The following is an 8709-nucleotide window of genomic DNA, read 5'->3' on the forward strand; positions in this document are numbered from 1 at the left end:
CTACTGAGCTTCAGGCCGGCCGGGAACCACACCACCCCAACAACCCCCGCCAAGCCGTCGTACCGAACCCCAGCACCGGTCCCGCCGGATCCTTGGAGTCCCGAACCGCGGCGCGCGACCCGCCCAGCGCCACCTCGACACAGTCGCTGTTCCCTCCGCCACTACCTCCTGCTTTCCTCCACCTCGTCATCACGGGGACTCCCTCGGTCGTGATCGCCTGCCAGAGTGGTGAGGAACTCCCGCGATTCTCGCTCACCGAGGGCGGCCTTGGCGATAACGGCGACAAGCTCGCGATAGGGCGCGACGTACTCCTCGGCTTCGAGGAAGAGGCCGGCGAAGTACGCATCGAGATGAACCAGCGGTTTGTGCTGGGTGTAATGGAGCATCCGGAACGCGCCGCCGAACATCGACCCCGCTGGAACTACGCGGATATCGATATGTGGCAACCCGTCGAGCAGTGTCAGCGCCAGCAGTTGTTCCGGCATGGCATCGCATTGCCATCGCAGGGCGTGCTCGTGCAGGAAGAAGGTGAACTTGGCCGGTGTCAGCCGGTGCAGGGTGTGCTGGCGCGCCATCCGCGCCCGAACACAGAACTCGACGTTCTCCGCAGTCCGCCAGTCGTCCTGGCTGATCACGGCCCGGGCATAACCCTCGGTCTGCAGCAGGCCGGGGATGAAGTGCGGGGCATAGCCCACCGACGCGCTCGCCGTGGACTCGTGGTAGATCAGCGAGCGCAGCGAGTCCTCCAGGTCTGGGCCATGTGGGCTGAGCCAGTAGCCGAGCATCAGCTCGGCTTCACGGAACAGGACATCGAGGTCCTGATCTCTGCGGTGGGTGCCGCAGAAGGCGAGATAGAGGATCAGGTCGACCTCGGAGATACCGACCTTTCCGGCTTCGATGCGCGAGATTCGGGTGGGCGTCCAGCCGATGTCGTGGGCAAGTTGGGCGCGGTTGAGGCCGGCGGCTTCCCGGTAGCTCCGTAGTTCCGCGCCCAGTTCCCGGCGAACGGCGGCGGCGTCGGTGTGTGCCATGCGGCGACGTTATGGGCCCGGAGGGCCGCCGGTTCGCTGACACGCGCGGGTTCCACTCCAAGGTGGCACGTCGAGCGCCCGACGCAACAACGCACCTGGCATTTCGGCTCTCTGGATGGGGTGCGGGGCGCCGCAGGCGCCCCGCCACCCCCATCCAGCTGAGCTGTTACGGCACGACGACGGTGCCGGTGGCGCGGGTGACCACCAGGGGTGGGTCGAGGACCTCGGCGGCGGAGGCGGACCGGGTTGGCGTGGCGCGGCAGACGACGCGGGCCTCGAACTGCACGGTGCGGGAGCGGTTGCCGATGCGGGTGAGGGTGGCGGTGGCCTCGAGGACGTCGCCCGCCTGGATCGGGGCGAGGAACTCCACCGAGGAGTAGCCGGCGAACAGGCCCTCGTCCGCGTCGGTGCGGATGCACAGCTCGGTGGCCACGTCGCCGAACATGCCGAGGCCGTAGGCGCCGTCGACCAGGTTGCCGCCGTAGTGGGCGTGCGAGTAGGGAACGTATCGCTTGTGGGTGACCGAAAAACCCTCAACGAGGCTCACGCCGCCCGCCTTTCCTGGATCGCGTGCACTAGGTAGCTGGCCACCTCGCCGGGCGTCGTGCCCCGGCCGAACACCCGGTCCACGCCGAGCTCGCCGGCCATCAGCGGGTCGAACCGTGGCCCGCCGGCGATCAGCAAGGGCCGGTGGGCGCCCATCGCCTCGCGGAACGCCGCCGACATCTCCTGGGTGTTGAGAATGTGCGCGTCCCGCTGGGTGACCACCTGCGAGACCAGCACCGCGTCGGCCTTCTCCGCCCGCGCCCGTTTCACCAGCTCCGGCACGCCGACCTGGGCGCCGAGGTTGATCACCCGCAGCTCCCGGTAGTACTCCAGGCCCTTCTCCCCCGCGAACCCCTTGATGTTGAGGATCGCGTCGATGCCGACCGTGTGCGCGTCCGTCCCGATGCACCCGCCCACCACGACCAGCTTGCGCCGCAACGTCTTGCGCAGCACGGAGTTCACCTCGGCCGGGGCCAGCAGCGGATACTCGCGCTCCACCACCCGGACCTCGTCCAGGTCGACCAGATGCCGCACCGAGCCGTACACCACGAAGAAGGTGAACCCCTCGCCGATCGCGTGCGAGTGCACCACCATGGCCGGGTCGATGCCCATCTTGTTGGCCAGCTGCGCGGCGGCGCCGTCGGCCCTCGGCCCGGCGGGCACCGGGAGCGTGAACGACACCTGCACCATGCCGTCACCGGTGGTGTCCCCATAGGGACGAACGACCGTCATGACTCCTCCAGCAGCTCGGTCGCCGGGTTCACATACCCGTCCGCCTTTGCCACCACGCCGTCCGCGCCCCGGCCGCCGTCGGGTGGTCGCTTCATCAACCCGAACGTGCCGTCCGCGATCGCGTTCAGCAGACCGTCGTCCACGATCCGCTCCAGCAGGTCGACCGCCTCACCGAGCACCTGGTGCGCCCGCTTGACGATGAACCCGTCCGGCGCCGGCCGGAAGTCCTCGCGCAGCTTCCCGGCGGCGTTCAGCACGTACTTCACGTTGGCCAGCGCCAGGTCCCGGTCGGACAGCCACGGCGTCACCACCGCCTCGGTCATCATGCCGACCAGGAGAATGCCCTGCCCGGTCAGCACTCCGGCCAGGTTGAAGAACCCGTCGAGCAGATGCCCACGGAACACGTCGCCGGTCATGTGCCGGGTCGGCGGCATCCACTTCAGCGGCGCGTCCGGGAACAGCTCCCGGGCCAGCAGCGCGTGCGCCAGCTCCAGCCGGAACGAGTCGGCGATCTCCGGGTTGATCTCGAACGCGTGCCCCAGCCCCAGCAGCTCGTCCGGCAGTCCCGCCTCGTGCGCGAAGTGCTCGTTGAGCAGTTGGGACACCGTGACCGTGTGCGCGGCGTCGACCGCGTCGGCCGTGGTCAGGTAGTTGTCCTCGCCGGTGTTGATGATGATCCCGGCCCGGGCGTGCACCTGGCGGGAGAACCGTTGGTCCACAAAGGTTCTGATCGGGTTGATGTCGCGGAACAGGATCCCGTACATGGAGTCGTTGAGCATCATGTCCAGCCGCTGCAGGCCGGCGAGCACCGCGATCTCCGGCATGCACAGGCCGGAGGCGTAGTTGGTCACCCGGACGTAGCGACCGACCTCTTTGGACACCTCGTCCATGGCCGCCCGCATGATCCGGAAGTTCTCCTGGGTGGCGTACGTGCCGGCGAACCCGTGGTGCGTGGCGCCTTCCGGCACATAGTCCAAAAGGGACTGACCGGTGGACCGGATCACGGCGATCACGTCGGCGCCGGCCCGGGCGGCGTTGGCCGCCTGCACCACGTCCTCGTCGATGTCGCCGGTGGCCACGATCAGGTAGATCCAGGGCCGCTGCGGCGGGTCGCCCAGCCTGGCCACCAGCCGGTCGCGTTGGGTCCGGTTGCGGTCGATGGTGCGCAGCCCGCGCCGGATCGCCGTGCGGGCCAGGGAAAGCGCCCGGGTGGCGTCCCGCCCGGCCGGCACCGTGTACCGGATCTGGCCGGCCGCGGTGGCCTCGGCCAGTTCGGTCAGCCCGGCCAGGTCGTGCGTGCGCAGCGCGTGGAACGCGGGCAGGGCCACGCCGTGCTCCAGCCCGCAGTGCTCGCGCACGGTGTCCACCACCCGGTTGACCCAGGGCACGTCGCCGGCGCGGTGCTCGGTGTCGGCCCCGGTGATGCCGGCCAGGCGCAGGGTCGCGCGCTCCACGGCGACGGTGGTGTGCGCCCGGGCCAGCGCGATGACCGGCTCGGCCGCCCGGCCCGCGAGCCGCCGGGCGGCGCCGACCACCTCCGGGTCGAGATCCAGCAGGCTCATGGCCGCTCCCTCGTGTAGATCGTCCGCCCGTCCCGCACGGTGCGCAGGCAGACGGGAAGGTCGCCGTCCAGCGCGGGAAACCCGGCGCAGTCCCACACCGCGTAGGTGGCCGGGGCGCCCGGTTCGAGCACTCCGCCGTCCAGCCCTGCCGCGTACCAGCCGCCCACCGTGTGCGCGGCGAACGCGGCGGCCGGCGGGATGCCGAACCCGTCGGTGCGATGGTGCACGGCGGCGCGCACGCTGGCCCACGGGTGCACCGGCGTCACCGGGCAGTCCGACCCGAGCGCGAGCACCACCCCGGCGTCGGCCAGCAGCGCGAACGGGTTGAGCGCGGCACCCCGGTCGGAGCCGAGGCGCTGGGCGTACATGCCGGTGCTGCCGCCCCAGGCCGCGTCGAACTGGGGTTGCACCGAGCCGACGACGCCCCACTCGCCCAGCCGCGCGGCCTGCTCGGCGTCCACCATCTCCAGGTGCTCCAGCCGATGCCGGCCGGCGCGCAGGGTTTCGGTGCCCACCACGTCGGCGGCCCGGGCGAACCCGGCGACCACCGCGCCCACCGCGGCGTCGCCGATGACATGGAAACCGGCCTGGATTCCGGCCCGGGCGCAGGCGATCACGTGCCCGGCGATCTGCTCGGCGTCCAGGTACAGCGCGCCCGCCGTGTCCGGGGCGTCGGTGTAGGGCGTGGTCAGCGCCGCGGTGCGGGAGCCGAGCGCGCCGTCCACGAACAGGTCGCCGGCCAGCCCGCGGGCGCCGGCCGGCAGCGCGCCGTCCCGGCTGCCCCAGTACGCGATCACCTCCGGCAGGGGCTCGCCGGCCAGGGCGAGCAGGTCGGCGAGATCGTCGACGCCGGAGATGTCGGGCCCCCCGCACTCGTGCACGACGGCCACTCCCATCGACGCGGCGTGCCGCAGGAACTCCCGCTGCGCGCCCTGCCGCTGGTCCGGCGTGATCGAGTCCAGGAACGCCGCGCGGAGCACGTGATGGGCGGCCCGGCTGACCGGCCCGGTGTCCGACCAGCCCGGGGCCGTGGCCGCCGCCGGCACCGCCAGCGCGGTGCTGACCAGCGCGGAGTGCACGTCGATCCGGGACAGGTATACCCGGGCGCCGGCCGCGGCCGCGTCCAACTCGGCCCGGGTCGGCGGGCGGCGCTCCGGCCAGGTGGTCTCGTCCCAGCCGTGGCCCCAGACCAGTTCGCCCGGCCGGGCCCGGTCGCGCACCCGGTCCAGCAGTTCGGCCAGCGAGCCGCACCGGGTCAGGTCCAGCCCGGTGCGCAGCAGGCCGGCGCCGGTGCTGTGCACGTGGGCGTCGACGAAGGCGGGGGCCACGAACGCGCCGTCCAGCTCGACGACCTGGTGGGCGTCCGGCGCCTGGCCGTCCCGGCCGATCCAGGTGATCACCCCGTCGCGCACCGCCATGGCCGTGGCGTCCGGGACGGCCGGGGTGTGGATCCGCCCACCCCGCAACAGGGTCGCGGTCATGACCGGGACTCGAACAGGGTCCGGACACCCGGCTCGGCCCGGAACAGGTCGAGCGCGAACGCGGCGTGACCGGGCACGTAGCCGTTGCCGATGAGCAGGCGGACGTCGGCGGCCAGGCCCTCGGCACCCAGCGCCGCGGCCGGGAATGAGGTGGCCATTGAGAAGTAGGCAACCACGCCACCATTGGCGGTGACCAGAATCGCGCCATGCTCGCAGCCGGGCACATCGACGCAGACCACGGTCACATCCGCCGGCGCACCGACCGCCGCCGCCAGCGCGACCGGGTCCCGCGCGTCCGCGACGACCACCTGGTCGGCCAGCCCGGCGGCGCGCAGCCGGGCCGCCTCGGCCTCGGTCGGCACCACGCCGACCAGCCGGTCGGCGCCCGCCCGGCGAGCCGCGGCCAGCGACAGCGAACCGGACTTGCCCCCGCCGCCGAGCACGCAGACCGACGGAGCGGCCGCCCGGGCGGCGCGGTGCTCGCGCACCAGGCGGTCGGTCAGCGCCGGGGCGCCGCACACGTCCAGCACGGCCAGCGCCAGCCCGTCCGGCACGTCGTCGGGCAGCACGGCGGCGATCGAGCGGGCGAAGAGGACCGCGGTCGCCCGGCAGGGCACCTGCTCGCCCTCGCCGTCCCAGTCGGCCAGGCCGTCCTCGATGCGCAACGGGGTGAGGGTGAGCGAGACGAGGGTGGCGATCCGGTCACCGGCGCGCAGCCCCAGCGGCGACTCCGGGCCGGCCTCCCGGACGGTGCCGAGCAGCATGCCGCCCGATCCGGTCACCGGGTTCTGCATCTTGCCGCGCTCGGCGACGATCTCCAGCACGGCGGCCCGCACGGCAGGGCCGGCGCCGTGCTGCTCGCGCAGCTGGCGGAACGAGGCCGCGTCGAGGTTGAGCCGCTCGACGTCGACGACCACCTCGTCCGGCCAGGGCCGCGGGTCCGGGTCCAGCCGCCAGGCCTGCTGGGGCAGCACGCCGGCCGGTTCCAACACCCGGTGCAGACCGTAGGGCGACGACACACCCCGGACCACATTCGCCACACTGCCCCTCTTTCCGTAGGATTTACGCCGTACGCCCCTTCTAACAGCATATCTTCATGCAGCTCGAGTGACGAGGAGTACAGATGACTGCGGCGAGGACTGTAACGGAGGCCATCGACAAGATCGGCCGCCAGCCGTACGAGTATGTGCGCACCGAGCTGGTGGAGCCGGACTGGCGGCGCTTCCCCGGCTGGAGCCACGTCACCGAGAACCAGTGGCGGGACGCGCAGTGGCAGCGGGTGCACTGCGTGAAGAACCTCAAACAGCTCCGGGCGGTCATGGGTGACCTGCTCGACGAGCGGTTCTACGACGACCTGGCCGCCGACCAGGAGCACCTGGCCACGATGTCGATGCTGCTGCCGCCGCAGATGCTCAACACCATCGCGCCGAACGGGGCAGCTGAGGGCGGGGACCTGACCGAGGCGTTCCTCGCCGATCCGATCCGGCGCTACATGCTGCCGGTGCGCAGCGACCGGGACCTGGTGTGGCCGAGCCACCCGCACTCGTCGCGGGACTCGTTGCACGAGGCCGAGATGTGGGTGGTCGAGGGGCTGACCCACCGCTACCCGACCAAGGTGCTGGCCGAGCTGCTGTCCACCTGCCCGCAGTACTGCGGCCACTGCACCCGGATGGACCTGGTCGGCAACTCCACCCCGCAGGTGGACAAGCACAAGCTCGCGCTGCGGCCGGTCGACCGCCAGGAGCAGATGATCGACTACCTCAAGCGCACCCCGGGGGTGCGGGACGTGGTGGTCTCCGGCGGCGACGTGGCCAACGTGCCGTGGCACCAGCTGGAGTCGTTCCTGATGCGGCTGCTGGACATCGACACGGTCCGCGACATCCGGCTGGCCACCAAGGCGCTGGCCGGGCTGCCGCAGCACTGGCTGCAGCCCAAGGTGGTCGAGGGGTTGGAGCGGGTGGCCCGCACCGCGCATCGCCGCGGGGTCAACCTGGCCATCCACACGCACGTCAACCACGCGCAGTCGGTCACCCCGCTGGTCGCCGAGGCGGCCCGCACCGCGCTCGACGTCGGCGTGCGGGACGTGCGCAACCAGGGCGTGCTGATGCGCGGGGTGAACGCGACGCCGGAAGCGCTGCTGGACCTGTGTTTCGCGCTGCAGGGCGAGGCGAACATCCTGCCCTACTACTTCTACATGTGCGACATGATCCCCAACGCCGAGCACTGGCGGGTGGCGGTGTGGGAGGCCCAGGAACTGCAGCACGCGATCATGGGTGACCTGCCCGGATACGCCACCCCGCGGATCATCTGCGACGTGCCCTACGTCGGCAAGCGCTGGGTCCACATGGTCACCGAGTACGACCGCGAGCACGGGATCTCGTACTGGACCAAGAACTACCGGACGTCCATTGAGGACAGCGATAGTGAGGTGCTGGCGAAGCGGTACGCCTACTACGACCCGATCGACACGCTGTCGCCGTCGGGTCAGAGGTTCTGGCGCAAGGCCGAGATGTAGTTAAGTTATCGGCATGAGCGCGCCGAAGACGGTACCCACTAAAGAAAGTGTTGAAGACTTCATCGCGTCTGTCGCCGATGAACGCCGTCGGGCCGACGCCGAAGAGCTGTGCGAGCTGATGACCAAGGCCACCGGCACGGAACCGGTGATGTGGGGGCCTGCCATCATCGGTTTCGGGTCGACCCACTACCGCTACGCCACCGGGCGTGAGGGTGACATGCCGGCGGTGGGCTTCTCCCCGCGCAAGGCGGCGCTGACGCTATACCTGGCAATTGAGGCCCACGCGGCGTTGATGGCCAAGCTCGGCCCGCACACCACCAGCAAGGCCTGTGTGTACGTGAAGCGCCTGTCCGATGTGGACAAGCCAACCCTACGCAAGATCGTCCAGGCCCAGTTCAAGAAGTACAACGGCAAGACCCTGGCCAGTTAGTCTCCGGTGGCGCCGTCGATGCGCTCGCGGATCAGGTCGGCGGGGCCGTTGTGCCTCGCGTACTCCTCGAGCATGTGGACGTAGACCCAGCGCACGTTCAGCTCGTTGCGGCGGTTGCGGTGGAAGAACGTGTGCTCTAGCGGGATGTCGGCGACCGCCTCGTCGGCAAGCTTGATCTCGTTGACGTAGGCAAGGTAGTCCGCCTCGGCGTCGGCGCCGGCGACCTCCTCGAAGTCCTGCTCGCCGTTGCCGCCGTCGAACTCCCAGTAGAGATGGCCGAGGTCGTCAAGGCCGGCCGAGTGGATCCGGAACCACCAGCGCTCGACGTCGGCCATGTGCCGCACGAGGCCCAGCAGGGTCAGGTTGGAAGGAGGGGCGCTGGCCAGCTTCAACTGGCCGGCGGTCAGCCCCG

At 70.9% G+C, this 8709-nt stretch carries 10 protein-coding genes; 2 read left to right on the forward strand and 8 right to left on the reverse strand.

Annotated elements, in window-relative coordinates:
- Window positions 1-10: 10 nt before the first annotated feature.
- The 7 genes from VFO68_RS05465 to VFO68_RS05495 all read right to left on the reverse strand — a co-directional run bounded on the left by VFO68_RS05465 (window position 11) and on the right by VFO68_RS05495 (window position 6371).
- Window positions 11-190 carry a DUF397 domain-containing protein gene (locus VFO68_RS05465; RefSeq protein ID WP_325157051.1) on the reverse strand — a complete coding sequence of 60 codons (180 nt, stop codon included), beginning with the start codon at window positions 188-190 and terminating at the stop codon, window positions 11-13.
- Entirely contained in the window at window positions 162-1031 is an 870-nt protein-coding gene (locus VFO68_RS05470) for a helix-turn-helix transcriptional regulator (protein WP_325157052.1), read from the reverse strand. Before VFO68_RS05470 ends, VFO68_RS05465 begins: the two co-directional genes overlap by 29 nt.
- A 166-nt stretch (window positions 1032-1197) precedes the next feature.
- Window positions 1198-1578: a hotdog fold domain-containing protein gene (locus tag VFO68_RS05475; RefSeq protein WP_325157053.1), complete on the reverse strand. Its 381-nt coding sequence runs from the start codon at window positions 1576-1578 to the stop codon at window positions 1198-1200.
- Entirely contained in the window at window positions 1575-2309 is a 735-nt protein-coding gene (locus VFO68_RS05480) for an OAM dimerization domain-containing protein (protein ID WP_325157054.1), read from the reverse strand. The genes VFO68_RS05475 and VFO68_RS05480 overlap by 4 nt, the downstream gene beginning before the upstream one ends.
- Window positions 2306-3871 carry a lysine 5,6-aminomutase subunit alpha gene (locus VFO68_RS05485; protein WP_325157055.1) on the reverse strand — a complete coding sequence of 522 codons (1566 nt, stop codon included), beginning with the start codon at window positions 3869-3871 and terminating at the stop codon, window positions 2306-2308. Before VFO68_RS05485 ends, VFO68_RS05480 begins: the two co-directional genes overlap by 4 nt.
- Window positions 3868-5352, reverse strand: a complete 1485-nt coding sequence (locus VFO68_RS05490) for an amidohydrolase (RefSeq protein WP_325157056.1) — start codon at window positions 5350-5352, stop codon at window positions 3868-3870. The genes VFO68_RS05485 and VFO68_RS05490 overlap by 4 nt, the downstream gene beginning before the upstream one ends.
- A complete protein-coding gene (locus VFO68_RS05495) occupies window positions 5349-6371 on the reverse strand; it encodes an L-erythro-3,5-diaminohexanoate dehydrogenase (protein WP_325157057.1) in 1023 nt (340 codons plus the stop codon). Before VFO68_RS05495 ends, VFO68_RS05490 begins: the two co-directional genes overlap by 4 nt.
- 104 nt (window positions 6372-6475) lie before the next feature.
- On the opposite strand from VFO68_RS05495, the gene VFO68_RS05500 reads away from it, so the two are divergent.
- Complete coding sequence (locus VFO68_RS05500; RefSeq protein ID WP_325157058.1) at window positions 6476-7867, forward strand: lysine 2,3-aminomutase; 1392 nt, start codon at window positions 6476-6478, stop codon at window positions 7865-7867.
- Between the two features lie 13 nt (window positions 7868-7880).
- Complete coding sequence (locus VFO68_RS05505) at window positions 7881-8297, forward strand: DUF1801 domain-containing protein (protein ID WP_325157059.1); 417 nt, start codon at window positions 7881-7883, stop codon at window positions 8295-8297.
- Here VFO68_RS05505 and VFO68_RS05510 read toward each other — a convergent pair.
- A partial coding sequence (locus tag VFO68_RS05510) for a DUF664 domain-containing protein (RefSeq protein ID WP_325157060.1) occupies window positions 8294-8709 on the reverse strand: 416 nt, incomplete at its 5' end. The two genes, VFO68_RS05505 and VFO68_RS05510, sit on opposite strands and share 4 nt — an antisense overlap.

Source organism: Actinophytocola sp. (assembly GCF_035712165.1).
Lineage (GTDB): Bacteria > Actinomycetota > Actinomycetes > Mycobacteriales > Pseudonocardiaceae > DASYTH01.

What these genes read in the sequence shown, in the direction of transcription:
- VFO68_RS05465 (WP_325157051.1), bottom strand. Translation starts at nt 190, where the DNA reads ATGACGAGGTGGAGGAAAGCAGGAGGTAGTGGCGGAGGGAACAGCGAC.
- VFO68_RS05470 (WP_325157052.1), bottom strand. Translation starts at nt 1,031, where the DNA reads ATGGCACACACCGACGCCGCCGCCGTTCGCCGGGAACTGGGCGCGGAA.
- VFO68_RS05480 (WP_325157054.1), bottom strand. Translation starts at nt 2,309, where the DNA reads ATGACGGTCGTTCGTCCCTATGGGGACACCACCGGTGACGGCATGGTG.
- VFO68_RS05485 (WP_325157055.1), bottom strand. Translation starts at nt 3,871, where the DNA reads ATGAGCCTGCTGGATCTCGACCCGGAGGTGGTCGGCGCCGCCCGGCGG.
- VFO68_RS05490 (WP_325157056.1), bottom strand. Translation starts at nt 5,352, where the DNA reads ATGACCGCGACCCTGTTGCGGGGTGGGCGGATCCACACCCCGGCCGTC.
- VFO68_RS05500 (WP_325157058.1), top strand. Translation starts at nt 6,476, where the DNA reads ATGACTGCGGCGAGGACTGTAACGGAGGCCATCGACAAGATCGGCCGC.
- VFO68_RS05505 (WP_325157059.1), top strand. Translation starts at nt 7,881, where the DNA reads ATGAGCGCGCCGAAGACGGTACCCACTAAAGAAAGTGTTGAAGACTTC.